Annotated in this window: 23 protein-coding genes; 13 read left to right on the top strand and 10 right to left on the bottom strand. The window is 67.3% G+C overall.

The window, feature by feature from the left end; all coding sequences use genetic code 11:
* Positions 1-106: 106 nt before the first annotated feature.
* On the top strand, positions 107-1,243 hold the full coding sequence (locus GBRO_RS16420; RefSeq protein ID WP_012835018.1) for a hypothetical protein: 1,137 nt from the start codon (positions 107-109) through the stop codon (positions 1,241-1,243).
* Positions 1,243-2,493 carry a mannose-6-phosphate isomerase, class I gene (manA, locus tag GBRO_RS16415; protein ID WP_012835017.1) on the top strand — a complete coding sequence of 417 codons (1,251 nt, stop codon included), beginning with the start codon at positions 1,243-1,245 and terminating at the stop codon, positions 2,491-2,493. Before GBRO_RS16420 ends, manA begins: the two co-directional genes overlap by 1 nt.
* 9 nt (positions 2,494-2,502) lie before the next feature.
* On the opposite strand, the gene eccE is transcribed toward manA, so the two are convergent.
* A complete protein-coding gene (gene eccE / locus GBRO_RS16410; RefSeq protein ID WP_012835016.1) occupies positions 2,503-4,263 on the bottom strand; it encodes a type VII secretion protein EccE in 1,761 nt (586 codons plus the stop codon).
* A gap of 213 nt (positions 4,264-4,476) precedes the next feature.
* On the opposite strand from eccE, the gene eccB reads away from it, so the two are divergent.
* Complete coding sequence (eccB, locus tag GBRO_RS16405; RefSeq protein WP_012835015.1) at positions 4,477-5,967, top strand: type VII secretion protein EccB; 1,491 nt, start codon at positions 4,477-4,479, stop codon at positions 5,965-5,967.
* Between the two features lie 9 nt (positions 5,968-5,976).
* Here the strand turns inward: eccB and hpxO are convergent, their stop codons facing one another.
* Together hpxO and GBRO_RS16395 are read right to left on the bottom strand one after the other, a co-directional pair.
* Positions 5,977-7,134: an FAD-dependent urate hydroxylase HpxO gene (gene hpxO / locus GBRO_RS16400; RefSeq protein WP_041919946.1), complete on the bottom strand. Its 1,158-nt coding sequence runs from the start codon at positions 7,132-7,134 to the stop codon at positions 5,977-5,979.
* A gap of 104 nt (positions 7,135-7,238) precedes the next feature.
* Positions 7,239-7,865, bottom strand: coding sequence for a TetR/AcrR family transcriptional regulator (locus tag GBRO_RS16395; RefSeq protein ID WP_012835013.1), 627 nt, complete (start codon positions 7,863-7,865; stop codon positions 7,239-7,241).
* Positions 7,866-7,980: 115 nt separating this feature from the next.
* Between GBRO_RS16395 and GBRO_RS16390 the strand changes: the two genes are divergently transcribed.
* The 5 genes from GBRO_RS16390 (at position 7,981) to nrdF (ending at position 13,231) form a co-directional block, all read left to right on the top strand.
* Positions 7,981-8,547 carry an NAD(P)H-dependent oxidoreductase gene (locus GBRO_RS16390; protein ID WP_012835012.1) on the top strand — a complete coding sequence of 189 codons (567 nt, stop codon included), beginning with the start codon at positions 7,981-7,983 and terminating at the stop codon, positions 8,545-8,547.
* Between the two features lie 471 nt (positions 8,548-9,018).
* On the top strand, positions 9,019-9,252 hold the full coding sequence (locus GBRO_RS16380) for a redoxin NrdH (protein WP_012835011.1): 234 nt from the start codon (positions 9,019-9,021) through the stop codon (positions 9,250-9,252).
* Positions 9,253-9,444: 192 nt separating this feature from the next.
* Positions 9,445-9,915 (top strand): class Ib ribonucleoside-diphosphate reductase assembly flavoprotein NrdI, encoded by a 471-nt coding sequence (nrdI, locus tag GBRO_RS16375; RefSeq protein ID WP_012835010.1) that lies wholly within the window; start codon positions 9,445-9,447, stop codon positions 9,913-9,915.
* A 105-nt stretch (positions 9,916-10,020) separates the two neighbouring features.
* Complete coding sequence (gene nrdE, locus GBRO_RS16370) at positions 10,021-12,171, top strand: class 1b ribonucleoside-diphosphate reductase subunit alpha (RefSeq protein WP_370452955.1); 2,151 nt, start codon at positions 10,021-10,023, stop codon at positions 12,169-12,171.
* A gap of 55 nt (positions 12,172-12,226) precedes the next feature.
* A complete protein-coding gene (gene nrdF, locus GBRO_RS16365; protein ID WP_012835008.1) occupies positions 12,227-13,231 on the top strand; it encodes a class 1b ribonucleoside-diphosphate reductase subunit beta in 1,005 nt (334 codons plus the stop codon).
* 221 nt (positions 13,232-13,452) lie between these two features.
* On the opposite strand, the gene GBRO_RS16360 is transcribed toward nrdF, so the two are convergent.
* From GBRO_RS16360 to GBRO_RS16335, 6 genes are all read right to left on the bottom strand, one after another.
* The gene (locus GBRO_RS16360) at positions 13,453-14,229 is read right to left on the bottom strand and encodes an SWIM zinc finger family protein (RefSeq protein WP_012835007.1); all 777 of its coding nucleotides are present in this window, start codon (positions 14,227-14,229) and stop codon (positions 13,453-13,455) included.
* Positions 14,226-17,192, bottom strand: coding sequence for a DEAD/DEAH box helicase (locus GBRO_RS16355; protein ID WP_012835006.1), 2,967 nt, complete (start codon positions 17,190-17,192; stop codon positions 14,226-14,228). Before GBRO_RS16355 ends, GBRO_RS16360 begins: the two co-directional genes overlap by 4 nt.
* A complete protein-coding gene (locus GBRO_RS16350) occupies positions 17,167-17,559 on the bottom strand; it encodes a PPOX class F420-dependent oxidoreductase (RefSeq protein ID WP_012835005.1) in 393 nt (130 codons plus the stop codon). Before GBRO_RS16350 ends, GBRO_RS16355 begins: the two co-directional genes overlap by 26 nt.
* A gap of 81 nt (positions 17,560-17,640) precedes the next feature.
* Complete coding sequence (locus GBRO_RS16345) at positions 17,641-18,132, bottom strand: beta-class carbonic anhydrase (protein ID WP_012835004.1); 492 nt, start codon at positions 18,130-18,132, stop codon at positions 17,641-17,643.
* A 103-nt stretch (positions 18,133-18,235) separates the two neighbouring features.
* Positions 18,236-19,003 (bottom strand): isocitrate lyase/PEP mutase family protein, encoded by a 768-nt coding sequence (locus tag GBRO_RS16340; protein WP_012835003.1) that lies wholly within the window; start codon positions 19,001-19,003, stop codon positions 18,236-18,238.
* Positions 18,981-19,970 carry an ABC transporter substrate-binding protein gene (locus tag GBRO_RS16335; RefSeq protein WP_012835002.1) on the bottom strand — a complete coding sequence of 330 codons (990 nt, stop codon included), beginning with the start codon at positions 19,968-19,970 and terminating at the stop codon, positions 18,981-18,983. The genes GBRO_RS16340 and GBRO_RS16335 overlap by 23 nt, the downstream gene beginning before the upstream one ends.
* A 338-nt stretch (positions 19,971-20,308) precedes the next feature.
* Between GBRO_RS16335 and ctaD the strand changes: the two genes are divergently transcribed.
* The 4 genes from ctaD to GBRO_RS16315 are packed head-to-tail and all read left to right on the top strand — an operon-like array spanning position 20,309 to position 24,533.
* A complete protein-coding gene (gene ctaD / locus GBRO_RS16330; RefSeq protein WP_012835001.1) occupies positions 20,309-22,090 on the top strand; it encodes an aa3-type cytochrome oxidase subunit I in 1,782 nt (593 codons plus the stop codon).
* Positions 22,091-22,094: 4 nt separating this feature from the next.
* Positions 22,095-23,339: a phosphoserine phosphatase SerB gene (gene serB / locus GBRO_RS16325; RefSeq protein ID WP_012835000.1), complete on the top strand. Its 1,245-nt coding sequence runs from the start codon at positions 22,095-22,097 to the stop codon at positions 23,337-23,339.
* Between the two features lies 1 nt (position 23,340).
* On the top strand, positions 23,341-24,087 hold the full coding sequence (locus tag GBRO_RS16320; protein ID WP_012834999.1) for a peptidyl-tRNA hydrolase: 747 nt from the start codon (positions 23,341-23,343) through the stop codon (positions 24,085-24,087).
* Positions 24,084-24,533 carry a cupin domain-containing protein gene (locus GBRO_RS16315; RefSeq protein WP_012834998.1) on the top strand — a complete coding sequence of 150 codons (450 nt, stop codon included), beginning with the start codon at positions 24,084-24,086 and terminating at the stop codon, positions 24,531-24,533. Before GBRO_RS16320 ends, GBRO_RS16315 begins: the two co-directional genes overlap by 4 nt.
* 127 nt (positions 24,534-24,660) lie before the next feature.
* Here the strand turns inward: GBRO_RS16315 and GBRO_RS16310 are convergent, their stop codons facing one another.
* Entirely contained in the window at positions 24,661-25,683 is a 1,023-nt protein-coding gene (locus GBRO_RS16310; protein WP_012834997.1) for an LLM class flavin-dependent oxidoreductase, read from the bottom strand.
* A 114-nt stretch (positions 25,684-25,797) separates the two neighbouring features.
* Between GBRO_RS16310 and GBRO_RS16305 the strand changes: the two genes are divergently transcribed.
* Positions 25,798-26,631, top strand: coding sequence for an ABC transporter ATP-binding protein (locus GBRO_RS16305; protein WP_012834996.1), 834 nt, complete (start codon positions 25,798-25,800; stop codon positions 26,629-26,631).
* The last annotated feature ends 38 nt before the right edge of the window (positions 26,632-26,669 follow it).

Here is a 26,669-nt window from a genome sequence, read left to right as displayed (position 1 = left end):
GGTCGGCCGAGGAAGCGGGCTCGCCTCGACGGGTACGGCGCGATCGGATCGGAATGCGATGCGCGGTCCGTGCGCGCCACGATCGACGGCTGGCTACGCTGGTCTCATGCGCACCGGTACGCCCGATCTCGACGATGCCGAGCAGTTGCTCTCCGCAGACGTCGAAGGTCTGCTGCGCGGTGTCGCGCTGGCCGGCGCGCAGGTCCGCTCGATCGCCGAGGCGGCGCGCGAGGGGGTGCTGGCACCGCTGCAGGATCTGCGGCCGCGCAGCGTGGTGATCGTGTACAGCGGCGGTGGAGTCGCCGCCCGGGCGGCTGCGCTCATCGTGGCGACGGTGTCCGCGCGGATCGACGTCCCGGTCGTCACGGTCCCCGCACTGCCCGGGTGGATCGGTCCGCTCGACGTGGTGATCGTCGCCGGCGACGATGCCGGGGACATGGCCCTGTCCGATGCCGCGGCACGGGCCACGCGTCGGCGGGCGGAGGTGGTGGTGGCCGCGCCCATCGCCGGACCACTACGAGACGCTCTCGGCGGCAACGGGATCGATCTGTCACCGCGCGTCGACGTAGAGCCGCGGTTGCGCTTCGTGGGGTTCGTCGCGGCGATACTCGCGGTGTTCACCGCGCTCTCCGGGGTCCGCTTCGGCGGCGTGCCACCGGTACTCGACGAAATCGCCGACGCGCTGGATGAGGAGGCGTCGTCGGGGCACCCGGACCGGGAGAGTTTTCACAATCGGGCCAAGATGCTCGCCCTGCGGGTACAGGACCGCCCGACGGTGTGGACCGGGGACACCCCGGCGGGGGTGGTGCTTGCCGGGCACGCCTCGTCGACCTTCCTGAGTCTGGCCGGCATCGTCTGCGCCGCAGCCGATCTCGCGGATGCGGCGCGCATGGCCGCGGTCGTCGCGGCCCGAACACCCGGGGGCTCGGCCGCGGACTCCATCTTCTACGATCCCGAGATCGACGGTCCCGCGGCGCAGGCGCCCCCGCGCAGCATGGTCATCACGACGGCGACGCGCGAGTGGTACACGAGGCAGCGAGTCGCCGGCCTCGGTGATGTGGACCTCGTCATCGGCGCCGACGCCGACTCGCCCGCGGCCCCGGCCGATCGCGAGGGTCCGGCGCGGCCGATGGCCGGTGAGGATGTCGCGGACAGTCCCGGTGATCTGCCGGCTCATCTGGTCACGGTGTTACGGGTCGAACTGGCGGCTGTCTATCTCCGCCTCGTGGGGAACGCGGAGTGATGAAGAGACTGGAAGGTGTGGTACGTCCGTACGCCTGGGGGTCACGGGTGGCCATCGCCGCGATGCAGGGCCGACCGGTTCCGTCGGCCCACCCCGAGGCCGAACTGTGGTTCGGCTCGCATCCAGCGGGACCGGCGCGGTGTGTCGGTGCCGACGGTGCCCCGCACACCGATCTGTTGACCGCGATCGACGCGGATCCCGTTGACGCGCTGGGATCGTCGAGTGTGTCCGCGTTCGGCAACCGGCTGCCCTTCCTCCTCAAGGTGCTGGCCGCTGACGAACCGTTGTCGCTGCAGGCCCACCCGTCGTCGGCGCAGGCCCGCGAGGGCTTCGAGCGGGAGAACGCGCAGGGCCTCGCGCTCGACGCCCGGGACCGCAACTATCGCGATCCGTGGCACAAACCCGAGCTGATCGTCGCGATCACGCCCTTCGACGCGCTCGCCGGTTTCCGCAATCCGCACGAGACTGTTCGGTTGTTGCGCGAGCTGCAGGTCAGTGAACTCGACCCATACCTGGGAATGCTTGTCGGACAACCTGATTCGGAGGGGTTGCGGGCGCTGTTCACCACCTGGCTGACGCTCCCCGAGTCGGCGATCAAGCTGCTGGTGCCCGCGGTGCTGGCCGGTGCTGTCGAACAACTCGGGACCCGGTCATCGGACTTCGCGGCGGAGCTGCGGACGGTGCTGGAACTCGGTGAGGCCTACCCGCTGGACCCGGGTGTGCTCGCGTCCCTGCTGCTGAATCGGCTGCATCTCGAACCCGGCGAGGGCATCTATCTTCCCGCCGGAAATTTGCACGCCTACCTCAGCGGTACCGGTGTGGAGATCATGGCCAACTCCGACAACGTGTTACGCGGTGGACTCACGCCCAAGCACATCGACGTCCCCGAGCTCCTGCGTGTCCTCGACTTCACTCCGGTGGAGCCGGATGAGCTCGTCGTCCCGATCCGCACGATCGGCGCAGAGCGCATCTACCTGACGCCGGCCCCTGAATTCCGGTTGTCGCGAGTCGAATTGGACGGCACCGGGCTGCTGTACGCGTCGTCCATCTGCTTCGACATGCCGGGCCCGCAGATCCTCGCCGTGCTCAGTGGTGCGGTCGAGGTGCGCTCACCGTCGGGCACCGTGATGAGTGTGACGGCCGGTCAGGCGGCGTGGATCGCCGACAGCGACCACGACGTGGTCGTGCGCGCCGCATCGTCACGCGCGGTGTTCTTCCGGGCCCTCGTTCCGGCCGCGGTCGAACACTAGTGTCCCACGTCACAGCCGGATCGGCGCGGTGACGTTGTCGGTGACGGACCGTTCGGCGGGCGCGATGAGCCGCCACTCGTCCGGCGTGGCGACCATCGTCACGCCGTACTCCGCGGTCGTGGTCATCACGGAGATGTCTTGGGGCGCACGTGGATTCTGACGGAGAAGCAGGACCGCGTCGCCGGTGAGCCGGTCGGGTCCGGTACCCGGGGCGACGGCGGTCAGTACGGTCACCCCCGGTGTGGCGGGCGGACGGGGCGACCCGTCCACGACAGCCATGATCACCGGCCCGCGCGGGCGTGCGCGATCCGTCGACAGCGCGAGTGCACCGGGGTCGCCGACGACCGAGATCGTCGACGCCCATCGGTTGGGCCGGTCGGTGTGGATGACCACCGAGATGCCCACAGCCACCGAACGCAGGACCACCTGGATGAGCAGGGGGAGGTCGGCGGCCACCATCACCGACGGCACACCGGGCCCCGCGAGTCGCAGGGCGACGGCGCGTCCCGTGCGGTCGGCACCGATGAGCTGACCGCACCCCGCCGCCGGAACGCACAGCGACCCCGCCGCGGTCGTGGCCCGGGAACCGGTGAGCGAACCGATCGTCCGGTCCACCCGCGGTGACGTCGCGACCGGCAGGCTGCGCGTGAGCGCATCGAACTGCCGGCCGTCGAGGGGTCGTAGCGCCGGCGGCCAGGACGGCGGGGGTGTCCGTCCGTCGACGTCGGTGAAGCGCACCAGGCCACTGATCTCGAGGTCGTCGTTGTCGTTGCGCCGCAACCGGATCGTCACCGTCGTGGAGGCGGACGGGTGCGACCAGACAGTGTCGAGGGCCGTGGCGAGGGCACCGGGATCGATGGCCGCCGATCGCATCCGCAGACCACCGACCCTCACCGAGTCCCACTGTTCGGCGGCGGTGCCGACACTCGCCCCGTCGAGGAGAAAGGTGTCGACGGCGGTGATGTCGGCGGCCGCCAGGATGGCGACGCGCAGCCCGTGTTCGGTGAGGCGTTTGGCGACGCGGCGGGTGGCGATGGTCGCGGTGCGCAGGGCTCCGGTGGCCCCGCCGCCGCGGCGCGCGACCGCGTCGGGACAGTCCAGCGGGTCGAGGCGGATCACCACGAACACCGAGCGCTGCGCCGTGGCCGGCAGCGGTCCGAGCGTGCGCTGATAGGTCGCGGTGACCGGGCCGTACCCCCGTGTGCGAAGCCCGTGACTGATGATCTCGACCGAGCTCAGCCGGATGTCATAGGGGCTGATGCATTCGGCGAGAACGTCGATGGGTACCGACTGGCCCGCAGCGACGGCCGGTTGCGCCCCGGCGGGCGTGAGGAAGGTGGGGACCTCCTCGCCCGGGTCGACGCGCAGCACCGTCACCAGGGTCCGGCCATCCCAGCGTGCGCCAATCGTCTCGGCCGGCCGGCCGGTGAAGCGGGCGCGGTCGCGGGTGGCTATCGGGATGTCGAACGGGGCGGGTGCGGTCTCGGCGGCCCGGCGTCGCAGGCGGGTCCACCGGTACGAGAGCCGGCGTCCCGCGCGCGCGGCCACCGACCCGCCGTCGCCCACCGGCACGATGGACATCGACACCACCGCGGCGACCGCCATGACCGAAGCGCCCCAAGTGGTTCCGATGATCGTCCAGACGACGATGCCGCTCGCCAGGATCATCTCGATGAGCACCACCGACGCCAGGGTCATCCGCGGTCGCGATCCGGCCCCACGGCGGTGGCCGGAACGTGGCGATCCGGCGGTCGTCTGCTGTGCGAACATCGTGCTCGCCCCCTTCGATGCCCCTGGTGGATCGCCCTGCTGACTGCGGACGCCCACCGGTGGAATACCGCAGGGCGTGCGGCCGATCTTCGGTTAGGCTACTACCGCGCCGACGAGGTGGGGGCTTTGCTATCACAACCCCTCGCGACAGCGGGAGACGCCGGCGCCGGGTGCGGCGACCTCGAGGTCGGACGGGGAGGGCGGGGAAGTGCGATGGCGCGTCAGCTGACGACGAAGGCCCAGGTCAATGGGTATCGCTTCCTGCTCAAACGCCTCGAGCATGCACTGGTGAGGCGCGACGTCCGGATGTTGCACGACCCGATGCGTTCCCAGCTGCAGGCACTCATCGTCGGCACGGTCCTCGGGCTGCTGGTGCTGGGTGGCTGCGGAATCTGGGGGCTCATCCGTCCACAGGGCTCGGTCGGCGACGCCAAGATCGTCATCAGCAAGAGCACAGGCAGCATGTACGTGATCGTCGAGGACACCCTGCATCCGGTGCTGAATCTGGCGTCGGCCCGGCTGATCACCGGGTCCGACGCGTCACCGGTGTCCGTCGGCGACAACAAACTCACCGACTACCCGCGGGGCCCGCTGCTGGGCATCCCGGGCGCACCGGGTGCGCTCCCCGGACCGGCCGACCGCCAACGGTCGGTGTGGACGGTGTGCGACCGGTCCACGCCGTCGAAGTCCGCGGTGGGGGAGACGGTGGAGCTGACGGTCATCGGCGCCCGGCCCGAACTCGGTGATCCGATCGCGGCGGCCGCCACCGACGATGCCGCACTGGTGATCTCGGACGGTACGACCTATCTGGTGTACCAGGTCGAGCGCGACGGCCGGTGGATGCCGGTACGCGCCGAGGTCGACACCGACAGTGTGCCGGTGATGCGCGCACTGGGCCTCGAAGGCGCCCTGCCGCGGCGAATGAGCGCGGGACTGTTGAACGCCTTCCCGCTCGTGGAACCGCTTGCGGTGCCGCAGATCCCGGGTGGCGGGCGTCCCGGCATGGCTCCGGTGAGCGGAGTGCCGGTTGGTTCGGTGATCAAGTCCGTCGGGCTCGACGACCAGGCGACCTACCATGTGCTGTTGAGTGACGGCATCCAGGAGATCACCGAGGCGACCGCCGAGATCCTCCGCCTCGCCGACCGCAGCGGCTCGGGAACTGTCGTCACGATGTCACCTGGACAGTTGACGAATCTTCCGCCGTCACAGGCGCTTGCCGTGACGAGTTTCCCGCACCGGACACCCACTCTGCTCGGCGTCGACGCCGACCCCACCCTGTGCCGGTCGTGGAGCCGCGACCTTGACGACCCACAGGCCACGACGGCGCTGCTCACCGGCCGCGCGCTCCCGCTTCCCGACGGTGCACGGCCGGTGCGGCTGACCACCGCCGACGGCGCCGGGCCCGGCGTCGACAACGTCTATCTCCGTCCCGGTACCGGCGAGTTGCTTCAGGTCACCGGAAACGAGACCGCCAGCGTTCGAGCCGAATCATTGTTCTACATCAGCGATTCCGGAGTTCGGTTCGGTGTGCCGGACGCCGCGACCGCCGCAGTCCTCGGTCTCGGGGACACGCCGCACCCGGCGCCGTGGTCGGTGGTGTCGTTGCTGACGCCGGGGCCGACGCTGTCGCGACCGGCCGCGCTGGTGTCGCATGACGGGATCGCGCCCGACCCCGCAGCCGGGGCCTTCTCCCCGCCGCAGTGATGCTCGGCGTCAGGTCAGTGGTCCACCGACGATGTTGCTCACGATCCCGCGGATGATGTTGGTGCCGTCTTCGGTGCGCAGTTCGTCGTACCAGGCCGCAGTCTTCTCGGGGTCCTTGCCATGGGTGACGTCACACCGCTTTCGTGCGCGGAGCACGAGCTCGCGGGCACGTTCGGTGCGTGCGGCCTGATAGGCGGCCAGCGCCGCATGGACGTCGTCGGGGTGGTCGCGGAGCGAGAACTGCAGGGCCACTGCATCTTCCATCGCCGAGCAACCGCCCTGCCCGATGTCGGGGGTGGTGTTGTGGGCGGCGTCGCCGAGCAGGGCGACGCGACCTGCGACCCAGGTGTCGAAGGGGTCGAGGTCGAGGATCTCGACGCGGTTGGTGGTGGCCGGGTCGAGCGCGGCGATGAGCTTGTGGACGCCGGGTGCCCAGTCGGCGAACTCTTTCGCGAGGACCTCGCGGGCGGTACCGCGCTCGTAGGGTTTGCCCTGCAGCATCGGCACGTCGAAGAAGAAGTAGAAGCGGTTTCCGGCGATCGGCATCACCGACACGCGTTTGTGATCGCCGACGTAGGTCGTCCATTCGGTGGCCGGGCCGATCTCCTCGTCGACGTCGACGAGGCCGTTGAAGTTGACGTAGCCGGCGTATCGTCGGGTGACCTCGTGGCCGAGGACGTAGTCTCGGGTGAGTGACCGCGCGCCGTCGGCGCCGATCACGAAGTCGGCGCAATCAGTTGTGCCGTCGTCGAACTCGACGGTCGCGGCGTCGGGTCCGTCGCTGACTGACACCATCTTCTTGCCGAATTGGATGTCGTCGTAGCCGAAGGCATTCATCAGCATCAGCTGTAGTTCGGCCCGGGCGACGGGATAGGGGCGCTGGCCGACCTCGTCGATGAGTGGCTGCATGCCAAACCGGCACATCGTCCCACCGGTGAACGCATCGACATAACTCATGGAGTCGACGATGCCGCCGATGGCCGCGGTCTGCGCCTCGAGCCCGAGGTGGTTGAGACACTTGACGCCGTTGGACCACACCGAGATCGCCGCGCCCACCGGCTTGTTCTCGGTGACCTGCTCGTAGACGGCGACGTCGATGCCCAGCTGTTTGAGAGCGATTGCCGCACTGAGGCCACCCATGCCGGCGCCGATGATCACTGCCTTCACGTCTGTCAATCCCTTCGCCCACACCCATAACTCACTGCGACCAGGCTAGGGGCAGTGGTGACGGTCCGCTCGGCGAGCGCGAGCCGGAGGAGGATTGCCGACGGTCAGGAGGGGATGACGCGGTTGACCAGCGTCACCACCATGCGCTGCCATTGCGCCGTGATGGTGTCGGTGTCGAGACCGACGTCGTGCAGCAGATGCTTGACCGCGCTGGCCGACAGCGGCGCCTGCACGGCCACCGAGACCACGTCGAGCTGGTCGCCCAAACCGAGCTGCCGCAACAGGAGCTGCACGTGCTGGGTGGAGGCGCGCCAGACCGGGTGACTCATGAAATCGTCGCTGGCGGCACCTGCCTCGAGCAGGATGTCGAGGTGATCGGCGGTCAGTTTGAGCCGTGCACGGCCGTAGGCCAGCAGCCGGTCCAGTGGCGGGGCGCCGGGCCCCAGCGGTTCGGGACCGGAGAGAAAAGCCTGTTGGATCTCCGACTCGGAGTGGTCGAGCAGGGCGAGCATCAGGCCGGTCCGGCTGCCGAACCGGCGGAAGACCGTACCCTTGCCGACACCGGCCTCGCGGGCGACCGCATCCATCGTGACGGCGGATGCGCCGTGGTTGTCGATCAGGTTCTTGGCAGCGGCGAGCAGCAGCCGCCGGTTCCGGGCGGCATCGGCACGCTCGGTCTCGCCGCCGGCGAGGCGGATCGGGATAGGCGAGTGGTCGCGGCTGTTCGACACATGACGAGCCTAACTCTTGACCGCCAGGGGGAAATTAATCGGACCCTAGTCCGGTTGATGCAGTCCGGTTGATGCAGTCCGGTTGATGCACGCGTACCGAAAGAGGAGAAAGAACATGACTGATCGGGTTATCGAACTCATCGCACTGGTGGGCAGCCTACGAGAGGCGTCGATCAATCGACGGTTGGCGCAGCTGGCAGCCGAAAAGGCGCCGGAGGGCGTGCATGTGACCGTCGTGGACACCCTGGGGACGCTGCCCTTCTACAGCGAGGACGACGACCCGTCCACCGCCGCCGACGCCGAACTGAACTCCGGTGTGGCGCAGTTGCGCGGTGTCGTCGGCGGGGCCGGCGGTGTGTTGATCGTCACCCCCGAGTACAACGGCACCATCCCGGCAGCTCTCAAGAACGCGATCGACTGGCTGTCGCGGCCGTACGGGACCGGCGCTCTCCAGGGCAAGCCGGTCGGCGTCATCGGTGCCGCTCTGGGCCGCTACGCCGGCACGTGGTCACGCGAGGACACCCGCAAGTCCGTCGGCATCGCCGGCCGGGTCATCGAGGATGTCGAGTTCGGCATCCAGACCTCGGCGCTCGGTGACGCCGGCATCGAGGACCCGGCTCTGGTGGAGCAGCTCGTCGCCGCCGTGAACCGTCTGGTCGATGAGGTCACCGTCAGCGCCTGAGACCAGAGCGCCAGATTTATCACGCCCCGGTAGGGGTGCCGATCGCGCCGCGGAAGCAAAGCCAGCCTTCCGCGGCGCGATCTTTTTGTGTCACCCGGCACGGTCTGTGGATGGATTCGCCCCGATCTGTGGAGTGTCGGTGCGCTGCTGTGGACTGCCGGGGGACAGCTTTGTGGACGACACGCCGGACACGCCCGACTTCACGATCCTGCACATGCTGCGACCTGCGACTTTCACGAATGTTATTCACAAGTTATTGTGGTTGGTAGAAATGTCAGCCACTAGGTGTAGTGTTTTGGACACCAGGCAGGCGGAAGACGAGAAGCCCGAGTGTTGCTCCGAAACCACCACGAAGACAGTGAGCCAGATCACTATCTTCACTCTGGAAAACCACACGTCACTGGCAGTTTTACCCACCGGACAACGCGACCACCGACTACGCGACCATCGATACTGAGGGAGAAGCTCCGCATGGCCATCACCGTCTACACCAAACCCGCCTGCGTCCAGTGCAATGCGACCTACAAGGCTCTCGACAAGCTGGGTCTGTCCTATGAGGTCGTCGACATCAGCGAGGACGCCGAGGCGCGCGACTACGTGATGGCTCTCGGATATCTGCAGGCGCCGGTCGTGGTCGTCGGTGATGAGCACTGGTCGGGCTTCCGTCCGGATCGCATCAAGGCTCTCGCCGCGCAGGTCGCCTGAGGTTCGCCAACGCCGGCACGCCGCGCGTGCCCACGGGTCGGCCCCGAAGGGGAAGCCGGAGCCGCCCGCGATTGTTGGAACATGTCAGCGTCGCGCATGCCGTGTCGGCGCAGATTCGAAAACGTGCAGATTCGAAAACGTGCACAGCAGTTCAGACAGTGAACGACGAGCCGGAAGGGGGCGAGGTAGACCATGTCAGCCACGCCACCGCTGATCGTCTATTTCTCGTCGGTCTCGGAGAACACCCATCGCTTCGTCGAGAAGCTCGGATCGGCTGCTGTGCGTATCCCGCTGACCGATCGGTCCGATGGGTTCACCGTCGACGAGCCCTATGTCCTGATCTGCCCCACCTACGGGGGGCACAAGGCCACCGGCAAGCCCAGTGGGTTCGTGCCCAAACAGGTCATCAGATTCCTGAACAACACACACAACAGGTCACTCATCCGCGGGGTGATCGCGGCCGGCAACACCAACTTCGGTGCCGAGTTCTGTCACGCCGGCGACATCATCTCGCGCAAGTGCGAGGTGCCCTACCTCTATCGCTTCGAATTGATGGGCACCGTCGATGACGTCGACCGTGTCCGTGCCGGATTGGCCGAGTTCGCCGCGTCCGCGGCCTTCGCCGATCCGGCCAGTGTGCAGTTGGCCGGCATGCCGGCCTGACTGTCAGACCCGATCCCTACCCTTTCATCACAAGCCACCACCAGCTCACAGGAGTCTTTCGTGTCGCCAACCGCAGCCGCCGTCTCGGACACCGCCTCAGCCAGCATGTCGGGTGTGCACGCCGGGCCCTCCGGGCACGAGCCGGGCGAACTCGACTACCACGCGCTCAATGCGATGCTGAATCTGTACGACGCCGATGGGCGGATTCAGTTCGAGAAGGACCGGGAAGCGGCGCGGCAGTACTTCCTGCAGCACGTCAATCAGAACACGGTGTTCTTCCACGATCTCGACGAGAAGCTCGACTACCTCGTCGAGGAGAACTACTACGAACCCGAGGTGCTCGCACGTTACGACCGTGAGTTCGTCAAGTCGCTCTTCGGGCACGCCTACGCCAAGAAGTTCCGGTTCCCGACCTTCCTCGGCGCGTTCAAGTACTACACGAGCTACACGCTGAAGACCTTCGACGGCAAGCGCTACCTCGAGCGCTTCGAGGACCGGGTCTGCATGGTTGCGCTGACCCTGGCCGACGGCGACACCGCGCTGGCCCGCAACCTCGTCGACGAGATCATCGACGGCCGCTTTCAGCCGGCCACCCCGACGTTCCTCAACTCCGGGAAAAAGCAACGGGGAGAGCCGGTTTCATGTTTCCTCCTTCGCATCGAAGATAATATGGAGTCCATCGGGCGCTCCATCAATTCGGCGCTGCAGCTGTCCAAGCGCGGTGGCGGCGTCGCTCTGTTGCTGAGCAACATCCGCGAGCACGGCGCGCCGATCAAGAAGATCGAGAACCAGTCGTCGGGCGTCATCCCGATCATGAAGCTGCTCGAGGATTCGTTCTCCTACGCCAATCAGCTCGGCGCCCGACAGGGGGCGGGTGCGGTGTACCTGCATGCCCATCACCCCGACATCTACCGGTTCCTCGACACCAAGCGGGAGAACGCCGACGAGAAGATTCGCATCAAGACGCTGAGCCTGGGCGTGGTGATCCCGGACATCACCTTCCAGCTCGCCAAGGCCAACGACGACATGTACCTGTTCAGCCCGTATGACGTGGAGCGCGTCTACGGGGTGCCCTTCGCCGACATCAACGTGACCGACAAGTATCACGAGATGGTGGAGGACAAGCGGATTCGCAAGACCAAGATCAAGGCGCGCGAGTTCTTCCAGACACTCGCCGAGTTGCAGTTCGAGTCGGGGTACCCCTACATCATGTTCGAGGACACGGTGAACCGGGCCAACCCGATCGACGGCAAGATCACCCACTCCAACCTGTGCTCGGAGATCCTGCAGGTCTCGACGCCGTCGACGTTCAACGACGACCTGTCCTATTCCCATGTGGGCAAAGACATCTCGTGCAACCTGGGATCGCTGAACATCGCGAAGGCGATGGACTCGCCGGATCTCGGCCAGACCATCGAGACCGCGATCCGTGGTCTCACCGCGGTGAGCGATCAGACCGCCATCACCTCGGTGCCGTCGATCGAGAAGGGCAACAACGACTCTCACGCCATCGGGCTCGGGCAGATGAACCTGCACGGCTACCTCGCCCGGGAGCGGATCTTCTACGGCAGCGACGAGGGCATCGACTTCACCAACATCTACTTCTACACGGTGCTCTATCACGCACTGCGCGCGTCGAACAAGATCGCCCGCGAGCGCGGCCACTCCTTCGCCGGCTTCGAGAAGTCCAAGTACGCGTCGGGTGAGTTCTTCGACAAATACACCGAGAAGGTCTGGGAGCCGGAGACGCAGAAGGTTCGGGATCTGTTCGGCCAGGCCGGGATTCACATCCCGACGCAGGACGACTGGCGGGAACTGAAGGCCGCGGTGGCCCGCGACGGCATCTACAACCAGAACCTGCAGGCGGTGCCGCCGACCGGCTCGATCTCCTACATCAATCACTCCACCAGCTCGATCCACCCGGTGGCGTCGAAGATCGAGATCCGCAAGGAAGGCAAGATCGGGCGCGTCTACTACCCGGCGCCGTTCATGGACAACGACAACCTGGAGTACTACCAGGACGCCTACGAGATCGGCTACGAGAAGATCATCGACACCTACGCCGCGGCGACGCAGCACGTGGACCAGGGGTTGAGCCTCACGCTGTTCTTCAAGGACACCGCCACCACCCGTGACGTCAACCGGGCGCAGATCTACGCATGGCGCAAGGGCATCAAGACGCTGTACTACATCCGGCTGCGGCAGATGGCGCTGGAGGGGACCGAGGTGGAGGGCTGCGTCAGCTGCATGTTGTGATCCACTGTGGCCCAGTAACTTTCAGATACAGCAAGCCCACGACAAGGGAAGAGCGATGACCTCCACGGAAAGCCACAGCCCCGCCGACGGCGCACCCATCAAGCTGGTGAGCCGGGTCTCGGCGATCAACTGGAACCGGGTACCCGACGAGAAGGACGCCGAGGTGTGGGATCGCCTCACCGGCAACTTCTGGCTGCCGGAGAAGGTGCCGGTGTCCAACGACATCCCGTCGTGGAACACGTTGACCGAGTACGAGAAGCAACTCACCATGCGGGTGTTCACCGGTCTGACGCTGCTCGACACCATCCAGGGCACCGTCGGTGCGGTGTCGTTGATCCCGGACGCCACCACGCCGCACGAAGAGGCGGTGCTGACCAACATCGCGTTCATGGAGTCGGTGCACGCCAAGTCCTACAGCTCGATCTTCTCGACGCTGTGCTCCACCAAGGAGATCGACGAGGCGTTCCGCTGGTCAGAGGAGAACGACCAGCTGCAGCGCAAGGCGCAGATCGTCATGGACTACTACCGTGGCGACGATCCGCTCAAGCGTAAGGTCGCCTCCACGCTGCTCGAGTCGTTCCTGTTCTACTCCGGCTTCTACCTGCCGATGTACTGGTCGTCGCGCGCCAAGCTCACCAACACCGCCGACCTGATCCGCCTGATCATCCGCGACGAGGCGGTGCACGGTTACTACATCGGCTACAAGTACCAGCGCGGACTCGAGGTGCAGACCGCCGAGCGTCGTCAGGAACTCAAGGACTACACCTTCGAGTTGCTCTTCGAGCTGTACGACAACGAGTCCGACTACACCGAAGCCCTCTACGACGAGGTCGGGCTCACCGAGGACGTCAAGAAGTTCTTGCGCTACAACGCGAACAAGGCGCTGATGAACCTCGGCTACGAGGCGATGTTCCCCAAGGACGAGACCGACGTGAACCCGGCGATTCTGTCGGCACTCTCACCCAACGCCGACGAGAACCACGACTTCTTCTCCGGCTCGGGAAGCAGCTACGTCATCGGTAAGGCCGTCAACACCGAAGACGAGGACTGGGACTTCTAGGAGGCCGACGCCGCCCGGCGTCGAGCCGTCCCCGCTGAGATCTGTACTCCCGCAAGACGTGTACGTGGATAGTGCGGCCGGAGCCGGTGGGGAGTACAGATGTGGTGTGGGGCCGGTGGTCGGCTGTGCTGGAATCTGTACCGGATGGGCCGTCGAGTGGATAGCGCGGATACGGACGCCCGAGCGTACAAATTTCGTCGACGACCGGCGGCCGCGTCTGGTCAGGGTTCGACGATCCGGTCGTAGAGATCCCCGAGTTCGTCGATGGCCTCCGCCATGTCGGTGGGGGTCACGCCGGTGGCGCGCAGCGCCTGACGCAGGTCGGTGCTGTCGAGGTCAGTGAGCGGATTCATCCGCGGCGGCGTCGGTAGCGACGGTAGGGGAGCGCCCGTGCCGAAATAGTCCGGCTCGGGCAGAGTTGCCTCGCCATCGTCGACGACGGTTCGCGACGGGGCATCGCCGACGGCATCGAGCAGCCCACGCAGGTCGGTCCCCATCAGCGTCAGTAGCGTCAGCGGGGACCGGTCGATCTCGGCGGCCACCTCGTAGGCGACGGCCAGCGCGTGGATGCAGCGCACCGCCTCGTCGGGGCAGGTGCAGTCCGACGCCACATCGGCAGATTCCGTCGGCACCAACAGCTCGCCGAGCACCCGGGGCTGCTCGCCGCGCGTCAGTGACATCAGCTCATCGACGGCACTGCGGTCGCGCAGCAGCCGCGCCACCGTCGCGGTGTCCACCTCTCGTAGCGAGAGAATCACGTCGAACGGATCGAGCTGGCTTCCCTCGACCGACGCGGTGACCCGACCCGGATCGATGGCCAGCCGGTGCACGTGACGATCCCCGAAATACCTGCGCGCCTTGGTGATATGGCGCGAATCTGCTGACTGGGGCGCGCCACCACCGGTTCGGCCCTCGACAACGTCGACAAAGGCGCGCGACCAGGGCGTCAGGGCGTAGCCGCGCACGGCGATGGAACCGCGACCGGTTCGTCGGCTCATTCGCTCACCGCCTCGTCGCGCAGCCGGAACAGTTCGAACAGCTCGGCATCGTCGAGTTCGGACACCCAGTTCTCGCCGGCTGCGACGGTCAGCTGCGAGAGTTCGCGCTTACGGGTGATCATGTCGTCGATGCGTTCCTCGATGGTGCCGACGCAGATGAACCGGTGGACGTCGACGCGCTGATCCTGGCCGATGCGGTACGCACGGTCGGTGGCCTGGTCCTCCACCGCCGGATTCCACCACCGGTCCACGTGCACAACATGATTGGCGGCGGTCAGATTCAAGCCTGTGCCGCCGGCCTTGAGTGTCGCGAGCATGACCGGCGGTCCGTCGTCACCCTGGAACCCGGCGACCATCCGGTCGCGTTCGGATCGCCCGAGCCCGCCGTGCAGCAGCGGTATCTCGGTCCCGAGAGTATCGGTCAGCCAGCCCGAGAGCATCTCGCCGAAGGCGGCGAACTGGGTGAAGACCAGAGCGCGGTCACCCTCGTCGATGAGGGTCGTCAACGTGTCGGCGAGCAGTTCGACCTTGCCGGAACGATGCCGGCCCCGCGGCGCCATCGCGGTGCCGTCGGCGAGGTAGTGCGCGGGGTGATTGCAGATCTGTTTGAGCCGCGTGAGGGCCGCGAGCACGTTTCGGCGACGCAATGCGCGCTGCTGTTTGTCACGCAGCGCCTCCATGAGTTCGTCGATCACCGCCCGGTAGAGCCCGGCCTGCTCGACGGTGAGGTTGGCGCGCACCGTGATGTCGACCTTCTCCGGCAACTCGGCGGCGATGTCGGGGTCGAGTTTCTCGCGGCGCAGGATGAACGGCCGGGTGAGGGCCGACAGCCGTTGCAACGCCGCCGGGTCGCGGTCACGCTCGATGGGTTCGGCGAATCGGGACCGGAACACCGATGCCGAGCCGAGCAATCCGGGATTGACCAGATCGATGACGGCCCGCAGATCCTCCAGCCGGTTCTCCACCGGCGTCCCGGTCAGTGCGATGCGATGTGCGCTCGGCACCGCCCGCACCGCCTTCGCCGCGATCGTCCGCACATTCTTGAGATGCTGGGCCTCGTCGACGACGACGCGGTGCCAGTGGTGCGCGGCGAGCATCTCCCGGTCGCGGCTCGCGATGGAGAACGTGGTGAGAACCACGTCCACGTCGTCGAACTCGGCGTCGAAGGCGTTGCCGGACAATCGGTTCGGTCCATGGTGGACCCAGACGCGCAGGGCAGGGGCAAACCGCTCCAGTTCGCGTGCCCAGTTCCCGACGACGGACATCGGGCACACGATCAACGTCGGCGGCAGGCCGGTTGTGGCCCGGTCATGGCATTCGACGGCGATCACCTGAACGGTCTTGCCCAAACCCATGTCGTCGGCGAGGACTGCTCCAATACCGATCGCGGCGAGGTGCGCCAGCCATTCGACGCCTCGTTGCTGATAGGGCCGCAATTGCGCGTGGAATCCGGGCGGGGACGGTAGTGGCCGAGGGGTCAGGGCGCCGCGGGTTGCGATGTCGTCGAGCCAGGACAGCCCTTCGACGCGGGTGACCGGTACCGGCAGGTGATCTGTTGCGCCGGTGAGCATGCCGAACAATTCGCCCATGTCGGCGGGCGCCTGGTCGCGGGCGAGGGCGCGCTGGGTGACCACGAAGGCCGCCGCGCGGGACAAAGCGGCACCTTCGGCGTGCATCCAGACACCACGCACTCGGACGAGATCGCCTTTCTGGCGGGACAATTCGTCTAGATCCGCGTCGGTGAGGGTGATGGCGGCGGGTGAATCCCCCAGGGCGAGCCGCCATTCGAACTTGCGGATCTCGCGCAGGCCGACCATCGCGGCCGGGGCTCCGCCACCGGGCACCGGTGTCGCGCGCAGTCCGAGGGTGGGTCGTACCTCGGCGATCGTGCGTGGCAGCAGCACCGGGAATCCGGCCTTGCCGAGGGCGGCCGCCCCGGTCGCGAACAGTGCCTCGGTGATGGGCGTCGGCAGCAGGAAGTCGAGGCTGGCGCGATCGGGGTCGGCGCCGGACAGCTCCGGGAAGGACCGCACCGCTGCCGCGAGTGCAGTGGTGACCTCGTCGAGTTCGTGGGCATCGAGGCGATGCGGCGCAACGGGTTCGACGTGCCCGCCGACACTGCGTCGGCACACCTGCAGGCGCCAGCGGGCGGTGTCGGCCGGGTCGGCAAAAACCGGGTCGGGCTCGTCACCCCAATCATCGCCGGTCCAGTCGTCGGGCTCGTCGGACTCGGGTTCGTGGAGGCGGAACAGCAGCGTGTGGTCGTCGCGCTGGGTGCCCGAGTTCCAGCGATCCCAGGCCGAGGCCGCCGCGGCGAGTCGTTCCGGCGCGCAGGGTGCGGTTGCCGCGGCCTCGGGCAGCAGCGCCCGCACGATCGGGGATCGCGGCGCCGGTGCGCCGTGGCGCGGGACAGAAGCGCCTATGGCACACCGTGTTTCGTGGTCGACCAACTCGGCGAGGAAGTCCAGGAGGGCGTCGTTGCCGCCATTGTCGATCAGTGCGGCGGGTGCGCCACCGGTGACGATGGCCGTCCAGCTGCGCCACGTAGGTGTGCCGATCGCCTGCCACCGCACGACCCATTCACCGGCGATGTGGGCGACGGTCGGGGCCACCGCGCCGGCACCGATGACTGCGCGGACGCCGTCGAGGAGGTAGCGGTACCAGCGCACGTCGCCGGCGACGGCCGCCGAGCGCGACGCATCCAGTACGGCAACTGCCGACGTCAGCCCGAGGGTGGCCGCGGCGACGAACCGACGCCCACCGGCTGCGTCGACGATCGCGATCTCCCGGCGGAAGCGACGCCCGTGCAGGGCGTCGGCCAGCGGTTCGGCAAGTTCGGTGACCTCACCGTCGTCGACCCATGCGGCCATACCGACGCCGGTGCGCCACAACAGATGCAGTGTGGCGGGGGCGTCGGCCGACGCGGTCGCCGGGTGCTTACTTCTTGCCGAAATAGTCTGCATTCAGCGACAGGATCACGCGGTCGGCGGCATCCGGTGGTGCCTCCTGGTCGGGGTTGCCGTACCGCTTACCGAGCACCACGTAGAACGATCCGGTCGGGTCGTCCTCCACCGATTCCAGTGTGCCGCGGACCTCGAGATAACGGTACGGGTTGTCCGGGTCGGTGATCACGAACGAGTAGTTCGGATTGCCCTGCAGATTGCGGATCTTCTTGCGTGCCTTGGTGTGGGTGAAGCGCAGATACGTTCCATCCCATTGGAACCACATGGGTGTCGCGTTGGGGACACCATCGGCTCCGACCGTGCTGAGTACGCCGACGACCGGGCGCTCGAGCAGGTCACCATATCCTTCGGGAACTGTTGTGGCCATGCCCCCACCTTATGTCCCCGCACCGACATCATGCGTCCAGCACCGACGGCGCCCCGGCGGTGCGACCATCAGTGTGGTCTGTCAGGCCGCGACCTCGTTGAGCTTTCCGGTCGCCACGTCGAAGACGAATCCGCGCAGCGAGCTGGTCTTGGTGATGAACGGGCTGTTGCGAATCCGGTTGAGGGACTGGCGGACATCCTCGTCGAGGTCGGTGAACGACTCGGCGGCCCAGTTCGGCTTCTGGCCGATCTCGTTCTGGATCTCGCGCTTGAACTCGTCGTCGGTGAAGGTGAGCATCCCGCAGTCGGTGTGGTGGATCAGGATGATCTCGGTGGTGCCCAGCAGTCGCTGGCTGATCGCGAGTGAACGGATCTCGTCGTCGGTGATGACACCGCCCGCGTTGCGGATGACGTGCGCTTCGCCGTCGTCGAGGCCGAGGATGCGGTACACATCGAGACGCGCGTCCATGCAGGCGACCACGGCGACGTGCCGGCTCGGCGGCAGCGGGAGCGGGCCGGAGAAGGTCTTGGCGAATTCGGCGTTGTTGGCCAGGTACTCGTCGGTGACAGACATGCGTCCACACTTATGGATCGGGTGGTCGGCGGGGAGGGTTGGACCCAGCGTGAGCGAATGTCACCCGGCCGTTGTCACCCGGCGGACGTCCTGACCGAGAACGTCACCGCCAGCGCCCGAGAAGTTCCTTGCTGCGCTCGGCGAGATCGGCCTGCCACAGCGGACCGAAACTGATGCGGCCGACGCCGAGCTCGGCGAAGTGGGCGAGCGAATCGAGTGCGGGTACGGCGATGGCGTTCACCGGCAACGGCAATTCGGACGTCAGGCGCCGCTGCACGTCGTCGGAGTGCCGGCCGACGGGGTAGAGGGATCTGGCACCGGCATCGGCGCACAGCCGGAGACGTTCGATGGCGCGGTCCACACGGTCGGCCTCGTCACCGACCTGTTTGATGAACAGGTCGGTGCGGGCGTTGATGACGACAGGCACGCCGGCGGAGTCGGCGGCGGCACGCAGTGCGCCCACGAGGTCGGCGTGCTCGGCCGCTTCGCGCAGGCGTCCGCCCTCGGAGTGGACGGTGTCCTCGATGTTGAGTCCGACGGCCCCGACACCGAGGAGTCCGTCGATGAGGCGATCGGGCGACTCCCCATATCCGGATTCGATGTCGACCGACAAGGGGAGGCTGACGGCGTCGGCGATCTGCGCCACCCGGGTGAGCAACTCGTCGAAGGTCATGCCCTCGTTGTCGGAGCGCCCGATCGAGTCGGCCACCGGGTGGCTGCCCACGGTGAGTGCGGCGAACCCAGCGGACTGGGCCAGCGCGGCCGACCAGGCGTCCCACACGGTGGGGAACACCCCGGGGTCGCCGGGCCGGTGGAGTTCGCGCAGCGCCGTGGCCTGCGTGATGAGATCAGTAGTTTGCCGAGGACCCATCTGCCAGTGAACCTCTCACGTCGTAGAGCACCAGCCAGGCCGCGGCGAGTCCCGAGGTGCCGTACCAGACGTCGTCGTCGACGGCGAGCACGCGCTTCCAGGTGGGCGCACCGAGATCGAGCCAGCGGTCGCTGAGTAATACCTGCTTGCCGTGGTCGAGGCCCTTGGGCCCTTGGAAACTAACGTAGATGAGGTCGCCGTCGGCGTCCCGGAAATTCTTGTCGGTCACGGTGAACGACTCGGCGCCGCGCTGCGACGGTGGCCGCTGGGCGCCCATCATGGCGAGGATCTGGCCGGCGAAGGTGCTGTTCCCGGCGATCTGTTCCATCTCGTCGTCGGTGAACCGCACCAGCGAGACCCAGGTGTGCGCGGCATCCGCCCAGCGCCCCGCATTGGTCGCCCGGGTGGTGAACTGCTTGAGCAGCCGAACACCCGATTCACTGCGGCCCAGCCCGTCGGCGACCGCCTGGAACTGTTCCTGCCAGGTGCCCGGCGCGACGCTGACCGTCCGCACCCCCGCGAACGCGGTGGCCGACGACGCGGTCGCCGGGCTGGTCAGGATCACGTCGGGTTTCGCGTCGGCCACCGCCGCGGCGTCCGGGGTGGTGCCGATGGCGGGCACCGAGGTCAGCTGAGGTCCCAGGTAGGTCATCACGCTGCCGGGCGCGGCGGTGACCGCGACGACCTTGGGTCCGATGCCCAGCGCACACACGGCGTCGAGCAGGGCGGGATCGGTCACCACGATCCGACTGACGTCGGGTTGCCCGGCGTCGGGGGCGGTCGGTTGCAGACAGGTCTTGGAGAAGTCGCGTTCCGGGGTCACCAGGTTGACCTCGGCGATCCGGGTGGTCGACGTCGAGATCGGCCGGCCGTCCGGGGTGCGCAGGGTGTCGTCCTCGGCGCACGCGGCCAGCATCGTGGCCGCGACGATCAGTGCGACGACCGCGACGGCTCTCCGGAACCGCATGATCCGGCCTCGATCGCCGACAGGCCGATCGCCGTCTCCACTGTTCACACCGCTGCGCTGCACCCGCCCAAATTAGCATCGCGCACCCCCGGCCCTCGCCCGCTCGGTGCCGGCCGCGTGCAGGGGGCGGTTCACACGCCGTGCGCGCCGCGTCCAAATGGCCTTTGATCAGCGCTGATGTGGTGGTGCGACAATCAATTACGACAGATCGTAGGACCCGCTCGGCTCGGGCGGCCCGGAGGGTTTAGGATCAGTTACCAGCGCTCGGTTTGTTCATGTGCCGATGGTCTCGGGAGTCGTTGTGCGGCTCCGGGAGACGTCGGGCAAGAGGAGGATCTGTGACCGCGGTAGACCAGCCCACCACCCAAGTGGCTCCAGTGCGTCCGTTTCCGGAGCGCTATCAGCCCAAGGGGTCGTTCTTCTACAAGCTGATCACCACAACCGATCACAAGTTGATCGGCATGATGTACATCACCGCCTGCTTCGCGTTCTTCCTCATCGGCGGCCTCATGGCCCTGCTGATGCGTGGCGAGCTGGCACACCCCGGCATGCAGTTCCTGTCGACGGAACAGTTCAACCAGCTGTTCACGATGCACGGCACCGTGATGCTGCTGATGTACGCGACACCCATCGTGATCGGCTTCGCCAACTTCGTCCTGCCGCTGCAGATCGGTTCGCCCGACGTGGCCTTCCCCCGCCTCAACGCGATGGGGTTCTGGTTGTTCGTCTTCGGCTCGACCGTCGCCGTCGGTGGATTCATCACCCCCGGTGGTGCCGCCGACTTCGGCTGGACCGCCTACACCCCGCTGACCGACGCGGTGCACTCGCCCGGCGTCGGCGCCGACCTGTGGATCATGGGCCTCGGTGTCTCGGGTCTGGGCACCATCCTCGGTGCGGTCAACATGGTCACCACCGTGGTCTGTCTGCGCTGCCCGGGTATGACGATGTTCCGGATGCCGATCTTCACCTGGAACATCCTGGTGACCAGCGTCCTGATTCTCCTGATCTTCCCGCTGCTGACCGCTGCGCTGCTGGGTCTGGAGGTCGACCGGCAGTTCGGCGCCCACCTCTACGACCCCGCCAACGGTGGCGTGATCCTGTGGCAGCACCTGTTCTGGTTCTTCGGTCACCCCGAGGTATACGTCATCGCACTGCCGTTCTTCGGCATCGTGTCCGAGGTGTTCCCGGTGTTCAGCCGTAAGCCGATCTTCGGGTACTCCGGCCTGGTCTATGCAACGCTCGCGATCGCCGCGCTGTCGGTGGCGGTGTGGGCTCACCACATGTACGTGACCGGCGCGGTGCTGCTGCCGTTCTTCTCCTTCATGACGTTCTTGATCGCCGTACCGACCGGTGTGAAGTTCTTCAACTGGATAGGCACGATGTGGCGAGGGCACATAACCTTCGAATCGCCGATGCTGTTCTCCGTCGGCTTCATCGTGACGTTCCTCTTCGGTGGCCTGACCGGTGTGCTGCTTGCGAGCCCGCCGCTGGACTTCCATCTGTCCGACAGCTACTTCGTGGTCGCGCACTTCCACTACGTGCTCTTCGGCACGATCGTGTTCGCCACCTACGCCGGCATCTACTTCTGGTTCCCCAAGATGACCGGGCGCATGCTCGACGAGGGACTGGGCAAGTGGCACTTCTGGCTGACCTTCATCGGCTTCCACACCACGTTCCTGGTGCAGCACTGGCTGGGTAACGAGGGCATGCCGCGTCGGTACGCCGACTACCTGCCGTCGGACGGGTTCACCACGCTCAACATGGTGTCGACGCTGGGCGCGTTCATCCTCGGCCTGTCGACCCTGCCGTTCCTGTGGAACGTCTTCCGCAGCTACCGCTACGGCGAGGTCGTCACCACCGACGACCCGTGGGGCTTCGGCAACTCGCTCGAGTGGGCCACCAGCTGCCCGCCGCCGCGGCACAACTTCACCGAGCTGCCCCGCATCCGTTCGGAGCGACCGGCGTTCGAGCTGCACTACCCGCACATGGTCGAGCGGATGCGTGCCGAGGCACACGTCGGCCCCGGCCACGGGCACGACAGCAAGGTCGTCGAGGACAAGCGGCGTGACCCGTTGACCACCGGTGGCCACGAGGCATCCGGGGATCGCGACCCGAGCTGAGCCGGTGGCGAACCATTCGGGGACATCTCTCGACGCAACCACCGTTCTCATCACCGTCACCGGTCCGGACAAACCGGGTGTCACCAAGGCGCTGATGGCGGCCCTGTCCGGGCAGGATGTCAGTCTGCTCGATGTGGAGCAGGTGGTCATCCGCGGTCGTCTGACGCTGGGTGTGCTGGTCTCGGTGACCAGTGATCCCGAAGACGTGCAGGACGTTGTCGAACAGGCCATGGCCTCGGTCGGCATCGACGTGGCCGTGGAGGTCGGCGCCGCTACGGCCGGGCAGGCCCCGTCCAGCCACGCCGTGGTGCTTCTCGGGAGTCCGGTGACCCCGCGCGCGTTCAGTGCGGTCGCGGCCGAACTCGCCGGGCAGGGGGGCAACATCGACTCGATCCGCGGCATCGCCGACTATCCGCTCACCGGCCTCGAACTCATGGTGAGCGTGCAGGGTCGTGCCGATGTGGCGGCCGACGCCGCGCTGCGCAAGGGCCTCGCCGCGGTCGCCTCGCGCCATTCGGTGGACATCGCGGTGGAGCGCGGCGGCCTGGCCCGACGGGCCAAGCGGCTCATCGTCTTCGACGTGGATTCGACGCTCATCCAGGGTGAGGTCATCGAGATGCTCGCCGCCCACGCCGGCCGTGAGGCCGAGGTCGCGGCGGTGACCGAACGAGCCATGCGCGGTGAACTCGACTTCACCCAGTCATTGCACGAGCGGGTGGCGGCGCTGGCCGGACTCGATGCCGCCGTCGTCGACGAGGTCGCGGCGTCGCTGGAACTCACCCCGGGGGCGCGGACCACCATCCGGACCCTGCACCGGCTCGGCTATCACTGTGGACTCGTGTCCGGTGGCTTCCGGCAGGTCATCGACGGACTTGCCCACGAACTCGAACTCGACTTCGTGCGCGCCAACACGCTGGAGATCGTCGACGGTCATCTCACCGGCCGGGTGATCGGTGAGGTGGTGGACCGGGCGGGCAAGGCGCGCGCACTGCGCACCTTCGCCGACCAGGTGGGCGTGCCGATGGAGCAGACGGTTGCCGTCGGCGACGGTGCCAACGACATCGACATGCTCTCGGTGGCCGGACTGGGTATCGCGTTCAACGCCAAACCGGCGCTGCGCGAGGTGGCCGACGCCGCGCTGAGCCACCCGTTCCTCGACGCCGTCCTTTTCATCCTCGGTGTCACCCGTGACGAGATCGAGGCGGCCGACGCGGCAGACGGTGTCCTGCGGCGTGTGCCGCTGCAGTGACGTGTCCGGTCCGGAGCCGGATACGGCTGCGCTGACCGACGATTACCGTCGGCTGGTCGACTACGTCGGTGGCCACGACGATCCCGAGGACCCGGCCGACGTACTGGGCGTGCAGATGGTGCTGCGTATCGAGAAGACCGACCCGCCCGACCGTGCCGCATTGCTGGTGGCGGCGGCCCGCGCGGTCGCCCTGCTGTGTCTCGACGACCGCGCCGGCGGCGACGGACCGTGGGCGGCACCCATGGACGCCTGGTGCGATGCCCGCATTCGCAAGATCGCGCGACGTGCCCGCGGTGGACAATGGGCTGCCGCACAGGAGGTCTGGGGTGTCACGGTCGGTGCGGGGACGGTGCAGGCACGTGCCCTGGTGCCCGGGCGGGTGGGTGACGTGGACCGTCGCATCGCGCGTCTGCAGATCGGCGGAACCGAGGTGGACGGTGAGTTGCCCACGCACGCAGACGGACCCGGCGTGGTGCTGTGGACCAACCCGGGTCTGGAGATGACCGTCGGCAAACTGGCCGCGCAGGTCGGACACGGCGCCATGCTCGCGGTGAAGCTTCTGACGCTGGAACAGTCCGCCTCGTGGCGGGCGGCGGATTGTCCGTTGAGCGTGTGCCAGGCCGAACCCGGCCGGTGGACCGAGCTGCTCGCCGCCGATGCGGCCGGTCGCGCGATCGCGGTGCGCGACGCCGGTTTCACCGAGATCGCCCCGGGCTCGGTCACGGTGATCGCGGAGGTCCGGACATGAGCGCATCAGGTTTGCCCGACTGGGCTACCGGCCTCGGTCTGCAGCCCCATCCCGAAGGTGGCTGGTTTGCCGAGACCTGGCGGAGCACGCTGACGATCCCGAACAGTGTTCTACCCGAGGTGTATTCGGGAAACCGATCGGCCGGGACCGCCATCTACTTCCTGTTGTTGGCGGGTGAACAGTCGGGATGGCACACGGTCCGCAGCGCCGAGATCTGGTTGTATCACCGGGGTTCACCGGTGGCACTCGATCTCGGTGGTGATGGCGATGTCCCCGGTGACCCGACGACGATCCTCGTCGGTCCTGACCTGTCGGCCGGTCACCAACCGCAGGTGGTGGTGCCACCCGGTCGGTGGCAGCGTGCGCGTCCGGCCGCCGACGAACCGGCGTTGGTGAGCTGTATTGTGGTGCCCGGCTTCGACTTCGAGGATTTCTGGCTCGCTTGATCCGGCCGCGGTGGTTGCGGATGTTGTTGTGTCACGGATGGTTTCGACACGCGGCGGCTCAACCAGCGCGTTCGAGTGGGGCCCGATCAGGACGCTGGAGTGGACTCGATCGGCGAATGGGCGGGGCTCAACCGGCGTCGGCCGGAACCGGACTCGCGGGTGTGCCCTCGGTTGCAGGTGCCAGGTGCGCCAAGGTGTTCAGCCAGATCTCACGGTCGGGGGCCAGCGAGGCGACGATGAGTTCGTCGGCGTCGGCATGGCCGGCGAACCAGGTGAGGTAGTCACGCACCTCGGCCGGTGTGCCGACACCCGCATAGCGGAGCATCTCGTCGATCTGACGGCCGTGTCCCGTGGAGAGGATGGCGTCGGCCTCCTCGTCGGTGAACGTGCGGCCACGTCCGAAGAGTGTGCTGACCCGTTGGCGCCGTGCGGCCTGCAGTTGTTCGCGGGCGCGGTCGGCGTCGTCGTCGGCGATGACGCACACGCCGGCGATCACATAGGGCTGCGACAGCTCTGCCGACGGCTGGAACTCGCGTCGATAGAGGGCAACGGCCTCGGTCAGGGCCTGCGGCGCGAAATGCGACGCGAAGGCATACGGCAGTCCGAGTGCTGCGGCGAGTTGGGCACCGAACAAAGAGGAACCCAGAATGTACAGCGGGATGTGGGTGCCGGCGCCGGGAGTCGCACGAACACCTTCGACGCGGGACTGATCGCCGAGGTAACCCTGGAGTTCGAGGACGTCACGGGGGAAGCGGTCGGCGTCGGCCATGGTGCGGCGCAGCGCACCGAAAGTCTTCTGGTCGCCGCCCGGTGCGCGGCCCAGACCGAGATCGATACGGCCGGGGTGGAGTTCGGCGAGGGTGCCGAACTGCTCGGCGATGGCGAGCGGTGAGTGATTCGGCAGCATCACACCGCCCGCACCGAGACGGATGGTCGACGTGTGTGCCGCGATGTGCGCGATGAGAACGGCAGGGGCCGCCGAGGCGATGCTCGACATGTTGTGGTGTTCGGCATACCAGATGCGGTGGTACCCCCAGGTCTCCGCGCGCTGCGCGAGATCCACACTGGCAGCAAAGCTTTGCGCGGCGGTCTCGCCGGAGCCGATGTGTGCGAGGTCGAGTATGGAGAGCGGTACAGATGGGGACGTCACGCTCAAGAACAAGGCGGAACGACCCGTGTCTATTCCCTCGGACCGCTCCGACACGGCCACCCGAAGTCGCGTTTCGCGTCGATTCCGCGCCCCGTTGTGGGGCAGGATGGGGGAGTGACCGAATCCGATCCCGACCTGTTGATCGACTTTCGCGACGTCACCCTGGTGCGTGGCGGCAATACCCTCGTCGGCCCCATCTCCTGGCAGGTGGAGCTCGACGAACGGTGGGTGATCATCGGCCCCAACGGGGCGGGCAAGACGTCGCTGCTGCGTCTCGCGGGTGCCGAACTCCACCCGTCGTCGGGCACCGCGTTCATCCTCAACGAGGAACTCGGCCGGGTCGAGGTGCGTGAGCTGTCGACTCGTATCGGCGCCACCGGCCCCGGCCTCGCCGACCGCATCCCGGCCGACGAGGTGGTGAGCGACGTGGTGGTCTCGGCCGGCTATGCGGTGCTCGGGCGGTGGCGGGAGGCCTATGACGACACCGACCGGGCACAGGCCGTGGAGTCGCTCGAGTCGATGGGTGCCGAGCATCTCGCCGACCGGACCTTCGGCACCCTGTCCGAGGGGGAACGCAAACGTGTCCTGATCGCGCGGGCCCTGATGACGGACCCGGAGCTGCTGCTGCTCGACGAGCCGGCTGCCGGTCTCGACCTCGGCGGCCGCGAAGAACTCGTCGCCCGGTTGTCTCAGCTCGCGGCCGACCCCGACTCTCCGGCGATCGTGCTCATCACCCATCACGTCGAGGAGATCCCGGAGGGCTTCACGCACGCGATGCTGCTGTCTGAGGGCGGCGTCGTCGAGCAAGGACTGCTTGACGACGTCCTCAACGAGAAGAATCTGTCGCTGGCATTCCATCAGCAGATCGCGCTGGACAAGGTGGACGGCCGGTACTTCGCGCGTCGCAAGCGGCGTGCGGGCGGTCATCGCCGACGGTCGGCCGGCTGACCCTGACCCCCGACCGCTTACCTCCGTGAGCCACCGCC

Origin of the sequence: Gordonia bronchialis DSM 43247 (assembly GCF_000024785.1) — a bacterium.
Taxonomy (GTDB): Bacteria; Actinomycetota; Actinomycetes; order Mycobacteriales; family Mycobacteriaceae; genus Gordonia; species Gordonia bronchialis.
This window is presented reverse-complemented; position numbering and strand designations above follow the sequence as displayed.